This is a genomic window from Micromonospora sp. WMMD730 (assembly GCF_049178955.1).
GTDB classification, from domain to species: Bacteria; Actinomycetota; Actinomycetes; order Mycobacteriales; family Micromonosporaceae; genus Micromonospora; species Micromonospora wenchangensis.
Genome location: NZ_JBMHML010000002.1, coordinates 2,006,318 through 2,028,622, shown reverse-complemented (window position 1 = coordinate 2,028,622; position 22,305 = coordinate 2,006,318). Strand labels below are relative to the sequence as shown.

17 protein-coding genes and 1 CRISPR repeat array are annotated in these 22,305 nt (G+C 68.8%); of the genes, 12 read left to right on the top strand and 5 right to left on the bottom strand.

All coding sequences use genetic code 11. The annotated features are described in order from the left end of the window. Positions 1-58: 58 nt before the first annotated feature. The 10 genes from ACN265_RS09110 to ACN265_RS09065 all read left to right on the top strand — a co-directional run bounded on the left by ACN265_RS09110 (position 59) and on the right by ACN265_RS09065 (position 12,279). A complete protein-coding gene (locus ACN265_RS09110) occupies positions 59-697 on the top strand; it encodes a hypothetical protein (protein WP_421406748.1) in 639 nt (212 codons plus the stop codon). Between the two features lie 467 nt (positions 698-1,164). Continuing rightward, positions 1,165-2,304 carry a DUF932 domain-containing protein gene (locus ACN265_RS09105; RefSeq protein WP_421406747.1) on the top strand — a complete coding sequence of 380 codons (1,140 nt, stop codon included), beginning with the start codon at positions 1,165-1,167 and terminating at the stop codon, positions 2,302-2,304. A gap of 127 nt (positions 2,305-2,431) precedes the next feature. Beyond that, the gene (locus tag ACN265_RS09100; protein WP_421406746.1) at positions 2,432-2,968 is read left to right on the top strand and encodes a hypothetical protein; all 537 of its coding nucleotides are present in this window, start codon (positions 2,432-2,434) and stop codon (positions 2,966-2,968) included. A gap of 139 nt (positions 2,969-3,107) precedes the next feature. Further along, positions 3,108-4,754, top strand: coding sequence for a ParB/RepB/Spo0J family partition protein (locus ACN265_RS09095; protein ID WP_421406744.1), 1,647 nt, complete (start codon positions 3,108-3,110; stop codon positions 4,752-4,754). Positions 4,755-4,954: 200 nt separating this feature from the next. Next, a CRISPR array of direct repeats spans positions 4,955-6,743; the repeat unit is 28 nt; unit sequence CTGCTCCCCGCGCATGCGGGGGTGATCC. Positions 6,744-7,085: 342 nt separating this feature from the next. Continuing rightward, a complete protein-coding gene (locus tag ACN265_RS09090; protein WP_421406743.1) occupies positions 7,086-7,547 on the top strand; it encodes an IS1096 element passenger TnpR family protein in 462 nt (153 codons plus the stop codon). A 312-nt stretch (positions 7,548-7,859) separates the two neighbouring features. Continuing rightward, positions 7,860-8,258: a hypothetical protein gene (locus tag ACN265_RS09085; protein WP_421406742.1), complete on the top strand. Its 399-nt coding sequence runs from the start codon at positions 7,860-7,862 to the stop codon at positions 8,256-8,258. A gap of 232 nt (positions 8,259-8,490) precedes the next feature. Then, entirely contained in the window at positions 8,491-9,168 is a 678-nt protein-coding gene (locus ACN265_RS09080; protein WP_421406741.1) for a hypothetical protein, read from the top strand. A gap of 482 nt (positions 9,169-9,650) precedes the next feature. Next, positions 9,651-10,550 (top strand): hypothetical protein, encoded by a 900-nt coding sequence (locus tag ACN265_RS09075; RefSeq protein ID WP_421406740.1) that lies wholly within the window; start codon positions 9,651-9,653, stop codon positions 10,548-10,550. Between the two features lie 298 nt (positions 10,551-10,848). After that, positions 10,849-11,490: a GGDEF domain-containing protein gene (locus ACN265_RS09070; RefSeq protein WP_421406739.1), complete on the top strand. Its 642-nt coding sequence runs from the start codon at positions 10,849-10,851 to the stop codon at positions 11,488-11,490. A 111-nt stretch (positions 11,491-11,601) separates the two neighbouring features. Continuing rightward, complete coding sequence (locus ACN265_RS09065; protein ID WP_421406738.1) at positions 11,602-12,279, top strand: hypothetical protein; 678 nt, start codon at positions 11,602-11,604, stop codon at positions 12,277-12,279. Positions 12,280-12,290: 11 nt separating this feature from the next. On the opposite strand, the gene ACN265_RS09060 is transcribed toward ACN265_RS09065, so the two are convergent. After that, a complete protein-coding gene (locus ACN265_RS09060; protein WP_421406737.1) occupies positions 12,291-12,719 on the bottom strand; it encodes a hypothetical protein in 429 nt (142 codons plus the stop codon). A 234-nt stretch (positions 12,720-12,953) separates the two neighbouring features. Here ACN265_RS09060 and mobF point away from each other — a divergent pair, with 234 nt between their 5' ends. Next, the gene (mobF, locus tag ACN265_RS09055; RefSeq protein WP_421406736.1) at positions 12,954-17,207 is read left to right on the top strand and encodes a MobF family relaxase; all 4,254 of its coding nucleotides are present in this window, start codon (positions 12,954-12,956) and stop codon (positions 17,205-17,207) included. Between the two features lie 45 nt (positions 17,208-17,252). On the opposite strand, the gene ACN265_RS09050 is transcribed toward mobF, so the two are convergent. Then, entirely contained in the window at positions 17,253-18,014 is a 762-nt protein-coding gene (locus ACN265_RS09050) for a hypothetical protein (protein WP_421406735.1), read from the bottom strand. Then, the gene (locus ACN265_RS09045) at positions 18,011-18,595 is read right to left on the bottom strand and encodes an RNA polymerase sigma factor (protein WP_421406734.1); all 585 of its coding nucleotides are present in this window, start codon (positions 18,593-18,595) and stop codon (positions 18,011-18,013) included. The genes ACN265_RS09050 and ACN265_RS09045 overlap by 4 nt, the downstream gene beginning before the upstream one ends. Positions 18,596-19,608: 1,013 nt before the next feature. Here ACN265_RS09045 and ACN265_RS09040 point away from each other — a divergent pair. Then, positions 19,609-19,980 (top strand): hypothetical protein, encoded by a 372-nt coding sequence (locus tag ACN265_RS09040; protein WP_421406733.1) that lies wholly within the window; start codon positions 19,609-19,611, stop codon positions 19,978-19,980. A gap of 182 nt (positions 19,981-20,162) precedes the next feature. On the opposite strand, the gene ACN265_RS09035 is transcribed toward ACN265_RS09040, so the two are convergent. Together ACN265_RS09035 and ACN265_RS09030 are read right to left on the bottom strand one after the other, a co-directional pair. Beyond that, a complete protein-coding gene (locus tag ACN265_RS09035) occupies positions 20,163-21,488 on the bottom strand; it encodes an MFS transporter (protein ID WP_421406732.1) in 1,326 nt (441 codons plus the stop codon). A gap of 194 nt (positions 21,489-21,682) precedes the next feature. After that, positions 21,683-22,213, bottom strand: coding sequence for a MarR family winged helix-turn-helix transcriptional regulator (locus ACN265_RS09030; protein ID WP_421406731.1), 531 nt, complete (start codon positions 22,211-22,213; stop codon positions 21,683-21,685). Between the last annotated feature and the right edge of the window lie 92 nt (positions 22,214-22,305).

Below are 22,305 nucleotides of genomic sequence, written 5' to 3'. Positions count from 1 at the left end.
GGATCGCCGAAACTTCGGTCGCGCCCGAAGCCATATCGGGGTGTACAGCGCGAGTGAGGTGTTGGTTGAAGAACGGCGGCCGGGGTTGCCGCATCGCCGGCTTGCCGTCGATGTCCCGGCCGCCTCAACCGTCAACCGTGACCAGCAGGCGGGGGTTGGCGTGGAGATCCGCGACATCGACGGCCGCCCCCACACCGACATCGCGGGGGCAGCAGAGCTGACCGGCAGGTCGCAGCAGACCGTACGACTCAAGACCTCCCCCAAAGCTCGCGCCCAGGGTTCCGGCTGGCCTGCGCCGACCCTTCAGGGCAAGAAGGCATGGTTTGCCGTTGACGACCTGGAGCACGTCCGGGATGTGGTGATTCCCCGGCTCGCTGAGCTGCACCGCGCCCGCGTTCACCACGTATCACTCGAGGGCGACCCAGAGGCGCTCGTCTCCGCCACCGAATTCCGGGGGATCATCGACCAGCAGAACTGGGGTTGGGGAAAGTACGTCGAGCTCAGCAAGGCCGCCTGGGAACGCGGCGAAGACGGCTACCTCCCGATGCCGGACAAGCAGGAGCCAGCGCCCGTGCAGGGCGTTGTTCGCTACTGGCGTCGTCGCCGCGTGCAGGAATGGATCAACTCCCGGCCGGGAAAAGTCTCCGGCCTGGCCACGCCGGAATCGCCCACCCACTCCCCCGACGGCAGCGCGTAGCAACTGCCGCCTCGTCCGACCCCCTCAGCCCAGGTGTCGACGCTTGGCGCATACCACCTCCCGAGCTGCATCGACCTTCGGCCGATGGCCTCCGGCCAGGGCAGCGTCCCGCCGCTGCACCGCGGCGCCTCGCCGGCGAGGCAGGCTCCGGGAAGGGAGACGTGCGCCTTCCCGGCAACCTGCCGCAAGGGCAATCATGGGGTGGGCTGGTTGTCCAGCCACACCCCAAGCTGGACAACCAGCCCACCCCATGATCGATCGATGATCAGGCCGCCGGGAAGTCTCCCGCCATGAGATGAAACGACGACCATCACCACTCTTCGCAGTCCAGCAAGTACGTAAAGTCGTTCAAAACAGCCCGTCGGCGGGTCGGCGACCACAAGAACAATGCTGTATCATTAAATACATGAGAGAGGGGACGGCAACCCCCAATCTCGCAACCAACACCCAGCCGAAGGGAATCACCCGTGACCACCGCTCTCAATTCGATCCCACTCACCACCCGAAACGCCAATCTGCACGACCTAAACGCCATTCTCCAACAACAACACGCATGCAAGCTGGACATCGTCGCCGGCACCGCCATGCTCCAGGCCGAAGGATGCCACCTGCGCATCACCGGCGCAGAACCCATGATCAGCGAGTACGGCGTCACCCCCGCAGACGGCCTCTACCTGCCCACAGAGATCGGTGACGCGGGAATCGGCGACAAGCTCGGAATCCCCGCCAGCTACCTGCGCAAGACCCGCACCCAGGCACCCAGTCTCTGGGACACCAACGTCAACGGCTGGCTCGACCTGCACCAGGGCAAGCGCTACCTGGCACGGTGCCTCTCTGATGGCAACGGCAGTGGCATCCTGCGCGCCTTCCTCAGCGACGGTTACAAAATCATCGACAATCTCGACGTCCTCATGGCAGTGCTGTCGGGCATTCGGGACTCCGGACTGCAGGTGCACTTCTCGTGTGACCTCAGCGAACGCCGCATGGTCGTCCGCGTGCACTCCGAGGCCATCAAGTCGCTGGCCCCTGCCCTCCTGGGCAACTACCGCAGCCCCTTCACCGGGGCGACCGGCGCCGACAACCCGACCGTCTTCGCCGGCCTCGTCTTCACCAACAGCGAAACGGGCGGCGGCGCGTTCAGCGTCGTACCCCGGATCGTCGTGCAGGTCTGCAACAACGGCGTCACCATCACCAGGGACGCGCTTCGCGCCGTGCACCTCGGGGCCAAGATGGACGAGGGCGCGATCCGCTGGAGCAACGACACCCAGCAGGCCAACCTGACTCTCATCGGCAAGCAGGCTCGCGACGCCGTACACCGCTTCCTCGACGTCCGGTATGTGCAACGCAAGATCGAAGAGATCGAGGAGAAGGCCGGGCGACGCATCCCCGACCCGGATCACACCATCAAGGTCATCGGCCAGCGACTGCGCTTCACCGAAGACGAGCAGCGGCTCATCCTGAACCACTTCATCGACGGCGGGGACCGTACCGCCGGAGGGATCCTGCACGCGGTGACCAGCGTCGCGCAGACCCTCACCGACCCCGACGCCGCGTACGACATGGAAAGCGTCGGGATACGCGCACTGGAGATCGCCGCCACGGCGTGACCTACCTGCCGGGTGCCACCAGCCACCAACGGTGGCACCCGGCAGGCACCGACTCCGGTCACTCATCAGTCCCACATCTCGCGGCTCCGCGAGCAAGACCATCACGCTCCCGCACGTTGGAGTAACCATGCCCATGTTCATCGGGCTGCCCCACGGCGTATCGCTGCCCCGCAATCTCGCGGAACCCGACGCCCGGCACCTCGTCACCGTTCTCGCCCGCACCTACCAATGGACCGGCCCCCTCTTCGGCCGGGCGGAAGTGGAGGCTTACCTGCACGATCAGCATGACCACCCCGACAATCCGTCAACCCTGACGCTTACCGACGCAGACTGGCAACGCATCCGGCAGACCGCCGCCTGGCGAAACCTCGCGAGCACCGCCCGCCGTGCGGTCACCGCAGCCGACACCATCGGCCAGGCCCTACGACAGGCCGGGCTCCGCTGCGCCGAATGCGACTCGCCAGTCACCGGCCCACCCACCGCAACGTGGGGACTCTGCCCGGTCTGCCTCAACAGCGCAGACCTCGCCGAGCTGCAACGCCGGCCGTGCCCAGCCGGCGACGGCGAAACACCGCACAGCTGGGGCGACAACGCCTGCACCAACTGCGCCATGCCGGCACCGGTGATCCGACCCCACCTCACGGCCGTCGTCACCGCAGCCTGACCAGCACCGGCAACCCCACGGCACCCCACGCCGTACCGCCGCCAGGCCGCACCTGGCGGTGAACCCCACGACTACCGGCGCGGGCTGGACGGCAACCCAGCCGCGACCGGAACCAACACCCACACGAAAGGCACGAACCGTGCAGACCGAAACGACACCCGCACCGCAGACCACCCCGCCGGATCACGGCCCAGCCGAGGCGGACGGCCGCCCCACCGACCAACCGGCCGTGACCGCCGCCGATGAATCTGGCGAGAACGCACCGGCCCTGCCAGGCCGGTACCGCCTCGTCAAGATGACGGACCTCCGCCCCAACCCGGACAACGTCCGCGACGACGCACAGGCGCTGCCCGGCATCGTCGAGAACCTTCGAGAAGACGGCGTACGCGGCCTGGTGTCCGCACTCACCGTGACACCCATCGGTGGGGACCCCGAAGGCCCCTACCTGATCGTCGACGGTGAACAGCGCTACTGGTCCGCCATCGAAGCCCACCAGGAATACGTACCCGCCATCATCCGCGACGACCTGGCGGAGAACCGCGAGCAGCTCATCAGCATGCTGCGGCAGGTCCACCGCAAGGACCCCACGGCAACTCAGCAGGCCCGGGGCATCCAACAACTCGCCCTCGACGGCATGGACGACAACGACATCGCCCGCCGCACCGGCTACGACCGCGAACAGGTACGCGCCGGACGGCAAGTCGCCACCCTGAACAAGAACACCACCGACCGCACCCATGCCCTCGGCCTCGACCTGACCCAGGTGGCAGCCCTCGCCCAGTTCGCCGACCGGTCCGACTGGATCGAGCACCTTCTGGAGCAAGCCGAAGAAGGCCCCTTCGCCTTCGCCCGTGCAGTGGAACGCACCCGCCGTACCCGCGCCGCCCTCGACGCCCAGTCCTGCCGCCACACCGCACTCACCGAAGCCGGGATCACCACCCTCGCCACCTGCCCCACCTACACCGACAGCACAGTCAAGGAGGTCACCGATCTACGCGACGCCGATGGGCAGCGCATCGACACCGAAACTCACCTCGAATGTCCCGGTCACGCCGTCCTCCTGTCGATCCAGCATGACAAGCTGACCGAAACCGCCTACTGCACCAACTGGCACGCCAACGGCCACACCCTGCCCGCCTACCTCACGCCATCGGCCCGCAGCGGACCCATGAGCGAACAGGAGAAGGCAGAACGACGCCGCGTGATCGAGAACAACAAGGCCATGGACATCGCCAACACGGTACGTCGCGAGTGGCTAACCACGTTCCTGACGGCCAAGACCCCACCCAAGGGCACCGCGAAGCTACTCGCCGAAGCCCTCGCCGACTCCGGATACATCCTCTCCACGTGGATCAACGGCGGCCGGAAGATGCTCGACGAACTCCTCTACCCGGGCAAGACCAAGCGGGCCGGCATGAAGCGGGTTCCCGCTCGAGGCAACGACGGACGGTACGCGGTGATCTCCCTCGCCGCCATCGCCGCCGCGAACGAAAGCGGCATCAGCAGAAGCTCGTGGCGGGTGGCCGACCCAGGAGTCGCGAACTGGCTGCGGTGGTGCGTCACCCACGGCTTCCAACTCAGCGAGGTCGAACAGCTCATCCTCGACACCGTCGACGGGCGCGCAGGGCAGCACGCTGACGTCACGGCCGTCGTATCGCAGTCCGCGCCGCGTCCGGGCACGCCCAAGACGGACACCGTCGAACGCAGCGCAACGGTCGACGACTCGCCTGGGGCCGATGCGGATGCGCCTGTCGGTTCGGCTCCCGTCGCCGCTCCCGTCGTCTGATCCTGTCGGTCAGGGGTCAGCCAGGCTTCGGCCCGGCTGGCCCCGCCGCACCGACGCCATCAGCGGGTCCACATTGACTACCATGCTGTACGTCAGCGGGGACCTCAACCAGCGGAGGCAGGACCGACCACATGAACGAGCCCTCAGCCAAAGTGAACAAAAACAGCAAAGTTGATCTTTAGCGCCCCAGGTCAAGAAGTCTGCTCCCCGCGCATGCGGGGGTGATCCGACGACGTCTCCGCACTTCACGGCGCGATTCGGCTGCTCCCCGCGCATGCGGGGGTGATCCGGTGCACTGGTACCGACAGGCAAATGGCGCAAACTGCTCCCCGCGCATGCGGGGGTGATCCGTGCACCGCATGCCCGGCACGCCCGCCGACTGGCTGCTCCCCGCGCATGCGGGGGTGATCCCGCGGCCGGCACGGAGCACGTCTCGCTGACGATCTGCTCCCCGCGCATGCGGGGGTGATCCCCACGTTCGGGCAGAGCGCCGAGCTGCCCGAACCTGCTCCCCGCGCATGCGGGGTGATCCCATCCATGTTGGTGTCCGACCCGAAGCACGGCGCTGCTCCCCGCGCATGCGGGGGTGATCCCGCCTCCCCGCCGGTCGCCGGCTCCGCGAACGCCTGCTCCCCGCGCATGCGGGGGTGATCCCTGCGCCCGCCACGCCTGCGCCGCCTCCACCACCTGCTCCCCGCGCATGCGGGGGTGATCCCTCGGCGCGAACCTCGGCACCTCGTGGACGTACCTGCTCCCCGCGCATGCGGGGGTGATCCCAGCCGCGTGGTGATGAGGTACGTCGGGCTCCACTGCTCCCCGCGCATGCGGGGGTGATCCCCCGAACCCGCCCGCAACCCGCCCGAGCCGGGACTGCTCCCCGCGCATGCGGGGGTGATCCGTCGACGAGTTGGTCGACGGCTTCCTGGTAGCCCTGCTCCCCGCGCATGCGGGGGTGATCCGCGGCTCACCCGGGCTCACGCCCGGCTCACCAACTGCTCCCCGCGCATGCGGGGGTGATCCCCAGCGCACCCGGTACGCCGACCTGGTCCAGGTCTGCTCCCCGCGCATGCGGGGGTGATCCGATGGCCGCGCAGACGCAGCCTCACCGCAAGGGCTGCTCCCCGCGCATGCGGGGGTGATCCCTGGCCGATCACGTCCCGGCCGTGGAGCTGGTCCTGCTCCCCGCGCATGCGGGGGTGATCCCCCGGCCGCCGCTCACCGGTCGTCGTCCCAATCCTGCTCCCCGCGCATGCGGGGGTGATCCTGCACAGCGGGTCCGACCCCTCGCCGTCACGGGCTGCTCCCCGCGCATGCGGGGGTGATCCCACCCGGTACAGGCCGCGTACGTCGACGGCCGGCTGCTCCCCGCGCATGCGGGGGTGATCCCGCCCGGACCGTCAGCTCCAGGGCGTGCTCGTCCTGCTCCCCGCGCATGCGGGGGTGATCCCCGGATCAGCTTCGGCGCGCATCATCTCCGACACTGCTCCCCGCGCATGCGGGGGTGATCCGTGGGCGTGGACCGGGATCAAGGACGGCGCGGCCTGCTCCCCGCGCATGCGGGGGTGATCCCAACGGGTCGGGGTCGCTGGCCGTGCCCCTGCCCTGCTCCCCGCGCATGCGGGGGTGATCCGCCGATCGCGAATTCCTTCCCGGTCGGCACCTTCTGCTCCCCGCGCATGCGGGGGTGATCCCATCACCGTCTGATCCGACTACCCGTGGAGGCCCTGCTCCCCGCGCATGCGGGGGTGATCCGCGGTTCGTGGACGCACTGCGCGACCGCTGCTCTCCGCGCATGCGGGGGTAATCCTGGGTCATCCATTCGTGTGGTTGACGCAACGACTGCTCCCCGCGCATGCGGGGGTGATCCCAGGTCGTCGAGGGTCGGGGGCGCGTGGCCGTACTGCTCCCCGCGCATGCGGGGGTGATCCCGGCATCGAGTGGTTCGGGGCCCCGATCCCCGTCTGCTCCCCGCGCACGCGGGGGTGGTCCCGGGCCGGGCGTGTCCCGATGTCCTTCCGGTCTCTGCTCCCCGCGCATACGGGTTGATCGGCTGGCGGATGGTGATCCCGTGCGCCTACCGGCGGTGGCCAGTTCGGGGTAGACCACGTACGGAGGGCTTTCGACCGGGGTGCCCAGTCAGGCACGTCCCGACTCGTCCATAGCGTGGCCTGGACCGGGAGGCATCGTTGACGTTGCGAAGTCTTCGGAGGGAGCGACGAGGGGCTGGCGATAGAAGGGGGAACGGTGGCGCGCACCTGGCTGTCCGTACGGGTGGAGTTGGTCTCTGGGCGTAGCATCGACCTGTGGCCTCGACCCGGCAGGGTTTTCGCGGTGAGCCGATCGCACACCTTCGCTCAGTTCGCCGAGGCGATCGACATGGCGTTCGCCCGCTGGGACCTCGCACACCTGCACATGTTCACGCTGGCCGACGGGACCTCCATCATTCCCCTTGAGCTGTGGGACGGCGAGGCCCCGGAGCACAGCATCGACAGCACCAGGACCAAGTTGAGTCGACTGGGTCACGGCGAGCAGTTCGCGTACGTCTTCGACTTCGGTGACGACTGGGCGCACCTGTGTACGGTCGCCGAGTCCCGCATCGACCCGCTGGAGACGTTCGGCGGCCTGCCCGCCGAACCGATACCGTACTTCGGCTGGGGTGACCTTCCCGATCAGTACGGGCGGCGTTGGAACGCCGACGACGGCGAATCGTCACCGCCGCAACCGCCGTCCCGACCACTGATGGACCTACCGCCACTCCTACCGTGGTGGGGGCCGCAAGAACGCAGCCGGTAGCGACACCACAGCCATCCGGGTCCGCTCCTGGTGGCCCACCCGCACGCCGGCACGGACTTGCGCTCTGGGCACCGCACTCAACCCGGAAGACACTGCTGTCCTCGGTTCGTCGCACTCCGGACCGCTGCTCCCGCGGTCATCGGCCGGGCCGGCCGGCCTGGTGCCACGGCACTCCCCGCAGCCGGCCCGCCCTGCCAACTCCGCGCCCACCAGACCATGCACGTTCCGCCCACCGCCAACAAAATGATGTATAATAATTGCGTTAACGGGGATGGCGAACCCCCGGCGGCAGCAAACCACACAGGAGTTCACATGCCGACCCGCCCGAACATCAGACCCGCACCGGCAACCCCATGTCCGCTCGACTCGGATGACGACCTCGCGCGGATACTCGATCGCGACGGCCGCTGGCGGCTCTTCCGAGACAACAACCCGCACGGCCTCCGGCTCGATGCCCACGGAAGCCAATGGAGCCTCACCCGGGAGCACTACACCCGGGCCACCACCGCCAGCGGCGAACGATGGGAACTGGTCGGCGAACCCTCGCCGATCTGCCTCGGCGGTTGGGACACCCAACGCCAGGAGTACGTCGCCCGCCGACTGCCCGCCGGCACGGTGATCGCCAGCGGCGACACCCAGTACGGGGTCCTGGCTCGCGCCGCTCGCCGGTGCCTACCGAACGCGCGGCATCCCACGAGGTCCGGCGAGTAGGACAGGTGAAGTCACACAGCGACGATCCAGGCGGCGACCGGGGGGTTAGTTTGGCGAACTCCCCCCGGCCGCCTGGCGTCCGACGCCACACAGGCCCCAAGAGCCATCACCGCCGGACACGTGCCCGCCATCGTACGACAGCGTCTGCACACGCTTGCTCAATGTGACCCGCCAACCCACCCGGCACCCGGCCATCCGGTCCACCACGCGGCGCGTGCGGCATCATCACCTCATGCCCACCCGCTCCCCCGACCCCGATCTCGTCAACCGGGCCGAAGCAGCAGCGATCCTCGGCATCTCCGTCAGCCGCCTCGACCGGCTGTACCACGATCGCTCCACCACCGGCTTCCCGTCCCGCGCGGACGACGGCCACTCGTGGCACCGCAGCGACATCACCCGGTACCGGCCCCCGGCGGAGCAGGTCACCCGAAGCGCCCAGGCCAGCATCGACCGCTCCGGTGACCCCGACGAACTGGTGGACGCCGCCACGGCAGCCCAGATCCTCGGCTACCGGGAACGCAGCGCCCTGCACGGCAACAACCCGGTGTGGCTGCGGCTGAAGGAATGCGCCGACGACGTTTCGCTGACCCCCGGAGGGCGCAGCCGCAGGCGCTGGAAGCGCAGCACCGTCTGGACCATCGCCGAGAGCCGCATCGGTAGAGGAGGCACCAGAGCGACTGCGGGCCGTCCGACCGGCACCCCCGCCGGGCACCCCGATCGCTCCGGCGACCCGGACGAACTCGTCGGACGAGCCGAAGCCGCCCGGGTGCTCGGCTACAGCCACCCCAACGCCCTCCCACCGCAGGCCTTGGACCGCGCCGACGAGCAGAGCACCGGGCCGAGTGGACGCCGCCGGCTCCGCTGGCGGCGGAAAACCCTGTGGACCATGCTCGACGAACGCGGCGCCTGAGCACACCGCCGTCACAAACCCATCCGCCGGTACGCGCCGCAGCCATCCGGCCTCACCGCCACGGCCCTGGCGGGCCGCATAACCGGAAGCGGCCTGCGGCCGCACTGTTCGAAACCCCTCCTTCCAACGGTGGGGCCGGGACAGGCTAGCGGCGTGCTCGCTCCGGTCAAGTCCGGGCGCGGCTCGGAAACATCATGCACACCCCGCATGATCTTTCCTCGAAACCCCGCGCCCGAACTTGACCTCCCCTGCGCGCGCCACGGTCGAGCAAGCTCGCCCCCACCGCCGAAAGAAGTGGGGGGTGCATCAGCTGCCGGCCCCCGCACCGTCCGAGGCGCAACCGGCGGGCCCGCACATCATGACCGTCTGAAAAAGCCCGCCGGCAGAGGCGAGCCAACCCGTAATGGTGTATAGTAATAGTTGTTCAGGAGGGGACGGCGAACCCCCTCCGGACACCACACAAACTCAAGGAAAGAGGGCTCATGAGCAGGCACGACCTCACACCCCTACCGCAGTTCGCGCGCCACGAAGTGGCCGTCGGCTGGGACCGGCCGCTGCGCACGTACTTCGCCATCGTCACGGACCCCGACATCGACGACGAGACCGCCGAAGGCGCAACGCCCCTGCACCTCGGAGCGGCCGAACAGGTCACCGACCCGGCTGTGATCATCGAAGCCGTCCGCCCGTACGCCCACATCCCCGACGACCTGCACGCCACGTTGCAGGCGGATCGCGACCGGGAGGGCCTGGGACACTCGAACCACTACGTCTTCTTCGCCACCCCGGAGGACACCAGCACCGCCCCGCCGCCGCGCTGCCCGACGCAGCAACACGGCAACCTGCCCGAACGGCCAGAACCGAGCCCACACGAGGGCACCGACGCCCGGCAACCGCTCGCCCTGCTGCACAGGCCCACGATCGGCGGACTCGTCGTACCGTGGATCACCGTCCAGATGCCGGACGGCCGCTACCGGTTCGGCGCAATCGACACCCACCGCCTCATGGCATGCCTGCACGACCAACGCTGCCAGATCTGCGGTCGGCCGACTCACTCGCCGTTCGTGTTCGCCATGCGCGACGTCGACATCGCCCGTCTCATCGCCCCCGAACCGCCGATGCACGCCGAGTGCGCCACCTACAGCGCCACCGCCTGCCCGATGCTCGCCGGCAGGATGCCCCGATACCGCGATGACCAGGCAGACGACCCCACCACCTCCGGCGGCCCGGACAGCGCCCGCGCCGGGCACCCGGCACACCCGTGGCACCTGCTCTGGGCGAAGACGTACCGCCCAATCGTCGACCTACGCACGCAACAGCCGGCCGCACGGATCGCGCCCGGCGACGTCCTTCGCGTCCGGCCCATAACAGAGCCGACCACCTGAGCCACCGCCTGCGGAGCCCGGCGGCGAACCAACTGCGGCCGCCGGGCCCCGCAGGTGACCAACCTCCACACCGAGGACGTCGCGTCGCCAACAAAGGTCGTCCAGGGTGACTGGCCGACCGCACCGGCCCGGCAGCGGGCACCCGCGCGGTGACACCTGGTCGACGACGCGGGCCCCGCCGAGCGACCCGCTGGGATCCAGCCCAACGACCAGCCAAGGTTGCTGTATAGAAACAACCTTTTTTGCGGGACGGCGAACCCCGCACCAACACCACACACCCCAGCCAAGGGAGTAGTCCATGCCGAGATCGGCCACTCTCGCACTCCTGTTCAGTACGAGCTGCTGTTGCCTCCTGCTCATCGCGTACAGCCTCCGGCTACGCGGCCATCTGGTCGCCGCCCGCCACGAAGCCCGCCACGACGAACTGACCGGCCTTCCCAACCGCCGCGCCATGCTCGCCCACCTCGACCACATGCTCCGCGACCCCGCCCACCGGGTCGCCGTGCTCCTACTCGACCTCGACCACTTCAAGGAAGTCAACGACGAATACGGCCACGCCGCCGGAGATTCCGTCCTCCGCCACGTCGCCGTCACCCTGACCCGCACCGCACCACTCCGGACCGTTGTCGGCCGGATGAGCGGAGACGAATTCCTCATCATCGTCGACGGTGACGCCGACACCGCCCGCAAGTGCGCCCAGGCCGCCACGAACGCGCTCGCCAACGCAACGATCACACTGCGCTGGCAGCCATTCCACTGCCACGCCAGCATCGGCCTCGCCACCACCGGCCCCGGCCACCGGACCCCGACCGAACTCCTGGCACAGGCAGACGCCGCCATGTACGCGGCCAAGCAGGCAGGCGGAGGCGTCCGCGAATACCACCCAGACCTGACCGACCTCAGCAGGCGCACCGACAACGACCGGCGGCGCTTCCGATAAGCCGCCGACCCGACGTTGCCCGGCCGCGCGATGTGGCCGGGCAACGCGGATCAGCGCCACCGCGCCGGACACCGCCGATCCCGCTCTCCCTCACACGCAAAGGACATCGCCGTGAGCGCTCTCCGCCCCGCCGAACGCGTCATCATCGCCCACGTCTGCCAGGACTGGGCAGCCACGTACCACTCCGGGCCGCTGAGGCTCACCATCAACGACACCGTCCGCTACCTCAGCGACGGACACCTGGAAGACCTCAGCGCGCGGCACGGCCGGAAGGCCATCTGGCAGGCCGTCGCGGCACACCTCCAGGACCACCCCGCCACCCTGACCGCGCCCCGCACCACCGCCCAACAACGCGACCAGCGCCAAGCCGAACGCGACGCCCGCGCCGCCGCACACCTCGACGCCGCCCGCCACCACCACCGCCAGGAACTCCCCTTCGAAGCCCTCGCACTCATCGACCGCGCAGAAATGTGCTCGCCCCGGTTCACCGACTTCGACAAGTACCGGGCCACCGTCCACCGCAAATTCCCGCCGATCGTCACCGCCCACACCGACGGAACCGACCTGCGGTACCGGCACACGCTTACCGTCGCGAGCCCTCTCACCGGCGCACCCGTCGCCTACCACGGGACGCACCAACGGCTATGGGTCTACCCGGGAAGGCAGGTCATCGAAGGACCCTGGCCCGCCGCCATCCCCGAGCAGTGCACCGCCGACGAAACGGCCAGCCGCTGGCTCGCCCACCGCACCGTCCTGGTGTGCACCGGATGCGGACTCGACATGACCTGACCGAACGCCAGTCACCCACCAACCGCCGCACCGGCGGAGGACTCCCCACCTGCGACCGGACCCACGCGTGGTGCAGCGTCCTCCGTCGGAGCCCGGCCCCGACGTCGCGACACCGCCACCCCCGTCTGCGCGATCCGCTCCCGCACAACCTTCCCGTCAAAGCCACGCCGCAACGCCCGCACCCTACTCACATCGACACCCGCCAACTCAGCGGCCAACCCGTCGTCACGGAGCACCGTCGCCAACACCACCACCGACAGCTCATGCGCCGCCCTCGCCTCCCGCACCTCCCCGTCGAGCCTCGCCACCAGCTCACGACGCCGCTCCACCACGTCCGCCAACGCCGCCCCTGCCTGCTCGACCGCCCGCACCGCCCGCCGCTCCACCTCCTGCCTCGCCCGAAGAGCACGAACCGCGTCATTCCCCGTTCTACTCGCCATACAGCGACCGTAACGACCATCCACCGTCAACGACACAGCCTCCACCACGGGAATCTGCCAGTTCGTTCGAATGCAGCCGCAATCCCAGAAGCCACCTTCGATTCCCGCTCGGACAATCCGTACCGCCCACCACCTGCAACAACAGCCAAACAACCGCACTTTGCAATTCTCAAGGCGATACACCCTCTTGCATTCTTCCCCGCAGCAATGAAGTTGATCTTCTACAGTTTCAGCATGTTGTCCATCACGAGAATCTCGCCCGGCAGCGGATACCGGTACGTGATGGAGCAGGTCGCGGCCGGCCGGCACGACATGCGCGCCCCCACCGACAACGGTCCGACCCCCTACTACGTGGACCCGACCGCCCGCGGCGAGAGCCCCGGCTGGTGGGCCGGTGACGGCGCCGCCGTGCTGGGCATGAGCGGCCCGGTTACCGAAGAACAGATGCGGTTCCTCGTCGGTCAGGGCCGTCACCCTCGATCCGGCTACCAACTGGGGCAGCGGTGGCGCACCTACGCACCGCAGACCGACGCGACCCGGGCTGCCGCCGCCCAGCGCGCGCTCCTGGCTCTCCCGGACGACGCGACGATCGAACAACGCGACAAGGTCTGGCACGACGCCATGACCGCGCCGGAACGCCGGGCGGTGTCCGCCTTCGACGTCACCGTGTCACCGGTCAACAGTGTGTCGCTGCTCTGGGCCTTCGGCGACGCCGAAGTCAAACGGGACGTCATGGCGGCGCACCACGCCGGCGTCCGCGTCGCGCTCGACCACCTGCAACGGCACGGCGCCTACGCCCGCGCCGGGGCTGGTGGCGTACGCCAGCTCGACACCGCCGGCCTGGCCGCTATGGTCTTCGACCACCGACTCAGCCGTGAACGCGACCCACAACTACACGCGCACATCGTGGTCAGCGCGAAGGTTCTCGCCCACTCCCCCGACGGGACGCCCCAATGGCTCGCGCTCGACGGCCGCGCCTTCTACCGGGCAGCGATCGGCGCCCGTGTCGCCTACGAACGCGCGATCGAGGTCGAGCTACGCCGACGACGCGGGGTCACCTTCGCGACCCGCCCCGACTCCGGCATCCGGGAGATCGTCGGCATCAGCGACGAGTCCATCCGTCACTATGCCAAGCGCCGCGCGGCCATCACCCAGGCGATCCACCGGCAGGCGAACCCGCAGCACCTGATGTCCTCGCGCCGCTGGCGGGCCCGGGCGCAGGATGCCACCCTGCGCACCCGTCGGCCGCACAGGGGCGCAGAGTCGACCGACGATGCCGTACGCCGGTGGCGCGCTGAAGACCGCAGGCACGGCCTGGACACCACCGGCCAGGTCCGTCGACTGCTCGCTGGCCGGGCCCGCGACACGACCACCGTGACTGCTACCCGCGTCCTCCACCTGGCCCGACGTAACGCGGGCGATCCGGACGCAGTCGACGAGGCGATGCTGCACGATGCCGCCGTACGGCTGGGCGTATCGCCCGACCACCGCGAGCGGGTTCTCGCCGCCGCCGTCCGCGCCGACGACCGAATGGCAGTCGCCCGCGCCGTGCACACCCTCAGCCGAAAGCGTGCCGTCTTCACCCTCGACCACCTCGAACTGGCCATCGGCCGGGTCCTCGACATCGCAGCCGGCGGGTCACCCGCCGAGGACTGGCGGCGGGTCCAGCGCCTCGCCGTCGACGCCATCACCGAGCAGAGCGCCGGCCTACGTGTCCTCACCCCGCCGGCACTCGTGCAGTGGGGGCCAGCCCTACAACGCGGCAGCGACCGACACAGCGAATACACCCGACACCGGGACCTGCACATCACCACCCGCAGCGTCCTCGCCGCCGAGCAACAGGTCATCACCTACGCCCGACAACGAGGTGCACGCCCCGCACCGGCCAGGGTCATCGACGCCGTCATCGACCAGACCGAACTGACCGACGACAAGGCAGAGAGCCTGCGCTTCCTCATCGGAGACGACCGCCGCGTCACCGGCGTCATCGGCCCCGCCGGAACCGGAAAGACACATCTGCAACGGGCCGTCGTCGCCGCCGCAGCCAGCGCCGACGTACCCGTGCTCGGCCTCACCACCAGCCAGTCCGCCGCGAACCTCCTCGCCGACGCCACCCGCCAACCCGACGGCAACACCCTGCGTACGGAAAACATCGCCCGGTGGTTCCACGCCCAGCGTCGGCCACCACCCGGATCGGTGGCCCGCGACTGGCGGTTCGCCCCCGGACAGTGGGTCATCATCGACGAGGCGTCGCAGGTCTCCAGCCACGACCTAGCCCGCCTCACGGTCCAACTCGACCAGGCACGCGGAAAGCTCATCCTCGTCGGCGACCCCCAGCAAACCTCGGCCGTCGGCCCCGGCGGACTCCTGCGCTACCTGGCCACCCTCGGCGTCACCCGCTCCCTCACCCACGTGCACCGGTTCACCCACCCCTGGGAAGGCCCGGCATCCCTGCGGCTACGCCACGGCGACCCCACCGTCCTCGCCGAATACGACGAGCGCGGACGCCTGGTCGGCGGACACCGCAGTGACCTCATCGACCAGATGCTCTCCCGCTGGCTCGCCGACGTCACCGCCGGACACCGCAGCATGATCCTCGTGGACACCAACGACGAGGCCGTCGCCGTCGCGGAGCGCGCCCGTGCACTGCTCATCGCTGCCGGTCGCGTCCAACCCGGCCCGTCGGTCCGCCTCCGCGACGGAGTCGCCGCCAGCGTCGGGGACCTCATCGTCACCCGCCGCAACGACCGACGGATCGACGCCGGCCCCGACTACGTCACCAACCGGGACCAGTGGCGGATCGACGCCATCACCGTCGGCGGGCAGCTCCACGTCACCAACGTCCTGACCGGAACCGCCGCCGTACTACCCGCCGCGTACACCGCCCGGCACACCCACCTTGCCTACGCCCAGACCGCCGACTCGGCACAGGGACAGACCGTGGACACCTCCCGCGCACTCATCGACAACAACACCTCACTGGCCCGGGTTTACGTCATGCTCACCCGCGCCCGCACGCTCAACGAGGCGTACGTCGTCACCGACGATGAACCGCGCGAGGGAACGCCACCAGCCCCACCGACCGCCTGCGTCGCCGTGCTCGCCGACATCATGCGCGGGGTGCTTCCGGACCGCTCCGTCACCGAGACCGAACAACAGCTCTGGGCCGACGTCGACGCGCTGCATAGCTGGAACCCGGTCTACGACGACCTGCTCGCACGGGCCCACATACCCGCGTACCTCGCCACCGTCCGGCAGCTCCACGGGCCCGCGCTCGCCGAACGGCTCAGCCGCGACCTCGCGCTGCCGGCGCTCATCAGTAAGCTCACCACCTACGCCACCGCCGGCCACGAGCCTCACGAACTGCTCCGCCGTGTCCTGCGTGTGCGCGAGCTGGACACCGCCGACGACATCGCCGCCGTCCTGTGCTGGCGGCTCGACCAGCTCATGCGGCACACCACCGCCGACCCCACCATCGCCGAGCACGCCGACCAGTGGCGTACCTACACCGAACGGCTTCCGGAGGGTCTCACCGGCGACGTCGGCGATGCGCTACGCCAGGTGGCCGCGATCTGCGATCGCCGCGCTGAGGCTCTCGCCCACCTCACCGCCGAGACCCGGCCCGCCTGGAGTCGCGCCCTCGGCGAGATCCCCGCCGACGACGCCGGCCGACGCCAATGGCTGACCCGGGTGGGCGTCGTCGTCGCCTACCGCGACACCTACCGACTCAGCTGCACGCATCCCATCGGCCCCGAACCGCCCAGCAACGACATCACCCGATGGAACGCCTGGCACCGCGCCCGACTCGTCCTCGGTGCCGCCACCCTCGCCGGACGACTCACCACCGCGCCCGACGCTGAACTCGCCCGTCTCGTCACGGCGCTGCACGCCGCTGACCGCGCGGCGCCGGCCTACGTCGGGGATGAACTGCGGGCCAGTCACCGCGCGCTCATCGATGCCCAACGCCACCGCTACGACCTCGCGCAGCGCCTCGTCACCGCTGAGCAGGACAACCGCATCGCTGGCGGCCACCTCCAGCGGTTACAGCCGCGCTGGTGGCATCGTGGCGCACCGCGTGCTCGAAGACTGGTGGCCCAGCGGAGTCTGAGCGCCTACGCCACCACGGTCGCCATCCAGGTAGGTCACCTGCAAGCGGAGCTTGCCGCTACCGATCGTCCGATCCTGGACCTCAGCCGATGGGTAGCCAGCGTCGAGGCTGACCGCTCCGTATGGAAACGCTGGTACGACGCGGCCCTCCCGACACGGTATGCCGGGCTTGCTGCCGCTACTGAGCAAGCCCGGCGTACCGCCATCCGCAACAGTCACCTCGCGGATGCAGTAGCCGCCACCACGGTCCGCGTCCAGGCCGTCCACGACACCCGTCCAGCGCCTCACAGCAAGCCCGCGCCGGACTACCTCCGTCAGCACGCGCACGACGCGCAGCAGCGCATCACCACCCATCCCGACGTCGAGACGGACGTTGGCTGACATGCCTCACGGCTTTGGGTCGCTCGGAGTTCACCTTGCTCGCCCTCATGCAGCAGGCAAGTGCCTAAGCAGAGGTGGATTGACTCGGCTGACGATGTCGATGACGTCCTCTCGTGACGCGGCCGACCAGAGGATGGGGCGGGCCTGTTCGAATTCCGCAAGCAGTTTGTCCGCATCCTGGTGAACGGCGGTGCGCTCCGGATAGATGCTGTCCGCGTTGTCGGCAATCTTCACCAGTCTGGCTTCTGGGTCCTGAGCAATACGGCGGATCGAGTCCAGGTAGTCACTGTCAGGCATCGGGGTCACCCGCTCGACGATACTCACCACCGGGCCCGGGACACCGGCCCTCCGCAGTTTATCGGCGGTCCAGTCAGTCATCTCCAGGATGTCATGCAACCAACCGGCCATCTCCATGTGGCGACCGAAGGGTCTCATTGCCTTCGCTACTGTCCTAAGGTGCCCGTCGTACGGTCCGCCGTACATCTCGAGCTGACCAGCATGGGCCTTGGTCGCCAACGCCGCCACTTCGTCAAGGGTCAGCTCAGTTATGCTGCCACTCCCGGCGCTAACGCCCCTCGGATCCGCATGTTGATCCTTGGGCTGCGCGGGCACTGACAGTGGCTGTTCAGCGTCGGGGGCGTCCACGTCGGTGTAACCCGCGCTACGGAGCATGATCCGCAGCCGGTCGTCGATCTCCTCGTCGGTGATGCCGGCGACGACCTCGTCGACCAAGTCGAACGTCTCCCGCAAAAGGCTACTGAGCGAATCGGGCTCGTCCCGCGGCGGATCGGGTTGGTTGGTGGTCATCGGTCCTCCTCCCTCTCTGAAGGTTCGCTGCTGCACCTACCGGCGTCATCGGAATTCTCGGCTGGTGGTGTGGGTGCCAACCCGGCCGCTATCAGGCGTTTTCGTATCTCGGTCAACGCGGTGCGTACAGCGTCGTACGAGCGTCCGAGCCGGGCTGCAATCTGGATCTGGCTAAGGTCTTCCATAAGACAGCACGCAATGTCCCGCTGACTGGGGGTAAGCTCGCTCAATATCTTCTCGACCGCTGCGCGATTGTCCCAGATACTCGGCGCGTCCCGCGGGCGTTCGAAGTTCTTCGCCTGATACTCCTTCTGCCGATTCGCACGGCGTTGCCTCGATAGCCAGGTCTTTTTTAGATTGTTGATCATTACCATTCGCGCGTAGGGCATAGGGTCGCTGATCGCGCCCCAGCGCTTTACGAGCTTGAGAAACGCATCCTGCACCGCGTCGTGCGCCTCGTCCTTGCTAGCACCGGCATACATCGCGACCTTCATCAGCGGGCGGTAACTCCCTCTGAGAAATGTGACCAGCTCTGGCGACGCAGTGCCCCTCGGTTGTGATGGGGGATTGTCGGCGTCCACTCGGGCGCCACCTCCGATCCGTCTAGTGTTGCCGGAAGACCCTGCTGCCGGCGCTGCCACATAGATCCCGCAGAGCCGGCGGATGTGAGCAAGCCAGCCAAGATTTTTTAGCCGTCTACCTTCCCGGGTGCGACGACGCGACCCTGGACACGAGAAGGAGGGCGGGGCAGCCCTCCACGAGCAGTGACGTCTGCTCCGACGCTGACTGACTCGGCGCCCCAGCTACGATGGCTTACTTAAGCCAAAGTTCAGCAGAGCAAGCAGCAGCAGTGTCGCGCCCCCGAAAGCCCCGCCACCAGTGAGCACAGCCGTGGAGATGTTAGCTCCTCCTACAGATGCGAGCAGAGCGGCACCCGCACCAACGTTCACTGCGGCGAGCAGGATCAAGGCGATCCAGACCGAACGCGGCGGTGGGCACGGTGCCGTCGAAGAGGCTGGCGCAGGAGGCGGGACATTCGTGGTCGGACCCATGATCGTTCTCCGTTCTGCTCGGAAGAGCTTTCGAAGTTAGATCCCACCGGCCGTAAGTTTGTGAGGGCAGACACCGGCCCAGGCAAGGCAACCCATGCAGACAAATCGACCGACCGTCCAACACGCCTACCCCAGGAGCCCCGGATTTCGTTATCGATCGTTCCATCCTGCTGACCTGCCATGACAACGTCGAAGCTGGATGATCAAGATCTCAGTTCTGTTACTGGTGCGGCTACCACGCGGCTATGACTAGGCCGATCACCGCCGCGCCAGACCACGCGAACCGGTGGATCGGAGGCGCGTCTGTCGTTCATGCGACACCGCCACTCGGCAACGGCTGCAGCCCTGCGCTTACGCGTGCCTGCATCATCTTTCGGATGCGTACCCGAACCAGCGTTCTCATGTTGGCCGCCACTGCCGCAACCCTTGCTATCGCCGGCTGCAGCGGTAGCAGCAGCGACAACGCGCCCACCAGTGCACCCGCGCCCCAGTCCGCCGTGTCCACGAGTCCTCCGCCACCAGCCACCCCGAAGGACGCCAAGGTGATCCTCGACAAGCTGACCGAGGCAAGTATTGGCCTCACCGGTGGCGCTGTGCAGAACGAGGACACCGACCCGAACGACCTGCTCGGTCGCCCCAACGGCTACACCTCCCGAGCCTCCGCCGATCTGCCGGGCGGCAACCGTGACGGCGAAAGGTTCGACATCGACCGGGGCCTGGTTATCGAGGTCTTCCCGACGAAGGACGACGCCGACCGGCGGTCGCAGTTCATTCAGGAGTCGTTGAAGTCGATGCCAATCCTCGGCACCGAGTACCACTATCGGACGGACGAGGGGCGAGTGCTGGTGCGGGTGTCGGGGAAGGTGAAGCCATCCGCCTCAACGAAGATTGAGCAGGCTGTGAACGACCTGTAGCCGACGGACCGGCCGTCCGGATCCCTGTGGAGATGGGTCGAACGCGAGCTGGTCGAAGACGGTGGACTCCCGGTGGCGCAGACACAACCCAGTGGGCTTGGCCAGGTTCCGTGCTTCTCGGTCGGCAACCTCGATGAGCCGGCAGAACGCAATGAGCAGGCCGCTCGCCGGGCGGTCAGAATTCAGGGGCGCAGTTGCCACGCGGCGAGGGCAGCCAAGGCCGGCAGGGCGGCGGTCGCGGCGAACGCGGCAGGCAGGCCCCACGGGGCCCAGAGCGCTGCGCAGGTCGCAGATCCGAGTGCACCACCAAGGAAGAAGGTCAGGTTCGCCAAGCCCAGGGCAGCACCACGCACACTGACGTCGGCTACCTGGGAGATGGCGGTGGTCAGGGTCATCTGGGCGACCGCGAACGCCGCGAAGCCCACGCTCGCGGCACCGACCAGTGTCAACGGCCGCCGGTCCGTCGCCGCGAGCAGTACTGCGGCACCGAACAGAGCTGCTACCGCAGCCAGAACCTGCTGCGGCGGCAAGCGGCGGCCTACCGCAGCGGCCAGACGAGCGACAACCACCCCCACGACAGCCCCGGGTAGGAGCAGCACACCCACGGCCTGCGCGGTGTGTCCAAGTCCGGTCAGTAGCTGCGGGACCGCGTAGACGGCCGCGAACAGGCCGCCGTACACCCCCGCGCCGACGAACCCGCTGCGCCAGAACCGCCGGTCACGGATCACCACCGCCGGGAGGAACCCTGTGGGATGCCGCTTGGTGTGGACGACGAGCAGCAACCCGCCAGCGCACGTTGCCGCCAGCAGGATAGGTATGACCGGACGGGCCATCGGAGCGGTCGTCGACTCCAGCACCAGCAGCAGTCCAGAGGCGACGAGCGCCAACAGCAGCGCGCCCGTCCAGTCCACGTCACCCGATCCCTGCGGCCCCCCTGACCGGGTGAGGATCCAGCACATTGGAATCGCCACCACCGACAGCGCTGGTAGCACCAGGGCGACGCGCCATCCGGCGACCAAGGCGAGTGACCCGGCGAGCGGGGCGGTGGCGGAGAACAGCGTCATCACCGTACCGAGGTGGGTGAGCACCCTCGGCCGGATGGCGTCTGGTGCCCCGGCGGCAAGGGCGAGCGCGGTCGCGGTCATTGCCCCGGAACCTATGGCCAACAGTGCCCGCCCGCTGATCACCACGAGCAGCGCGGGCGCGACGGCACAGACCGCCGTACCGATGACGAGGAGTGCCGCGCCGACCGCGAGCACGCTGCGCGTACCCCAGATGTCGGTGGCGCGGCCGGCGACCGCAGCACCAACCCCGAGCCCCAAGGCGTGGATGGCCAGGATCCATACGGCTGCTGCCGGGTCGACATGGAGGCCCTGGGCGGCGGCGGGCAGCGCGACGGCGGCGGCGCTGACCCCGTAGACAGCCGGACCGTACAGGAGGCCGAGCCGCCAGCCGGCTATCGGCGAGGCAGGAAGTGGCGGTGCGGTGCATCGTACGGTCGCGGACACGCGAACTCCTCGTCGATGAATGGGCATGCGGGTGCGGAGCGGCGGGCCGCGAAGGCGCCGGCGAACGGCGACGGTCACGGTCCTCCGCCCGTGCCCAGCGATGGGTGCGTCGATCGCCTCCGGCTGGGCGACCGGGTAGAGGGCACTTCGTGCCCTGCATGGTGATTTGATCGACGCCCCGGGGAGCGTTCGGATCAGCTGGCCGGGGGTGTGTCGGCGGCGGTGCGTTGTTGGGAACGGACCGCTACCGTGCGCAGGACCCGTGCCAGGCTGTCCCCCGGGGGCAGGCCGGGCCCGCCGAACAGTCGGGCCTGCTCGGCGTCGACCCGATGCTGGATCTGACGCGCCAGATCCATGCCGGCCTGGGTCGGGCGCAGGATCACCCGGCGTCGGTCGTGCTCGTGGAGATCCCTACGGACCAGACCGCGATCGACCAGGGTCACCAGGACGCTGGTGAGCGTGGCCTTGGCGATGCCGATCTCGGCGGCGGTGGTGCGGGTGTCCACCGCGCGGCGGGCGCAGACGAGCACGAGCACGTCGTAGGCGGTCCAGGTCATGCCGTCGGCGCGCAGCACGGTGCGTTCGAGCTGCGCGCGGATGGTGTTGGCCGCGCGTACCAGTTGGGCCAGTGGTCCTGGCCGTGGTGGTGGCCCTGGTGCCCTGTTGACCGGGGGTCGGTAGACGCCGGCGACCCGGCGGGGCCGCCGGTTGGTGTCGGCGCTCATCGCAGCCACCTCGGCCGACGGATCGGCAGGCGGTGACGGCGGCGGCCGACGTGTCCGCCCCGATCGCGCGGCGGTGGCTGCGGTACGGGTCG